Origin of the sequence: Paraburkholderia sp. SIMBA_030 (genome assembly GCF_046535245.1) — a bacterium.
In the GTDB taxonomy this organism is placed as follows: domain Bacteria; phylum Pseudomonadota; class Gammaproteobacteria; order Burkholderiales; family Burkholderiaceae; genus Paraburkholderia.
On the sequence record NZ_JAWRXB010000744.1, the window covers coordinates 1 to 265 of the forward strand.

The 265-nt window shown below is 45.7% G+C and carries 1 protein-coding gene; it reads left to right on the forward strand.

The window, feature by feature from the left end; translation table 11 throughout:
* A partial coding sequence (locus SB772_RS41945; RefSeq protein ID WP_410838766.1) for a transporter substrate-binding domain-containing protein occupies nucleotides 1-265 on the forward strand: 265 nt, incomplete at both ends.

Consider the following 265-nt stretch of genomic DNA (forward strand, 5'->3'; position numbering starts at 1 on the left):
AATCGTGGCCGCGATGTCTGTTACTCCAGAGCGTTCGCAGCAGGTGAGCTTTACCGATCCGTACTTTAGCAATGCCTTGGTTTTTTTGGCTAAAAAAGACAGCAGCTTTGACCCTAGTAACAACAGCGATATCGACTCGCATTCTATTGATGCACAGCGTTCAACCATTTCATCGCAGTGGCTAGAAGACACGTATCCAAAAGCCAATATGAAGCTTTATGATACGTTGAGCAATGCGTTTTTGGATCTCGGTTCAAACCGTGTC